The following is a 233-nucleotide window of genomic DNA, read 5'->3' on the forward strand; positions in this document are numbered from 1 at the left end:
GAATCATTGAATTCGTAAAAAATAGGTTTTAACATCAATAATACAGCATGTCCGAGTGCTTGATGGCCTGTTTGCTCACCTGCCTTTGTTGGTGCTTGTGTAGCAACTTCAACTGTATTATCTTTTATATTATTAAATGCAGCATCTTGAGCTGCTTTAAAGTTGCTCTGAGCAGCCTCTTTTTCCATAGCAACACCAGCTTCAAGACTACTTCCAGTAAAGGACTCATTAAT

Annotated in this window: 1 protein-coding gene; it reads right to left on the reverse strand. The window is 37.8% G+C overall.

Annotated features, from left to right (window positions below; translation table 11 throughout):
• Positions 1 to 233: hypothetical protein (locus AAEY83_RS18735; RefSeq protein ID WP_351061722.1), on the reverse strand; the 233-nt coding region annotated here is incomplete at both ends.

The organism is Psychrobacter sp. TB20-MNA-CIBAN-0197, from assembly GCF_040309765.1.
In the GTDB taxonomy this organism is placed as follows: Bacteria; Pseudomonadota; Gammaproteobacteria; order Pseudomonadales; family Moraxellaceae; genus Psychrobacter; species Psychrobacter submarinus.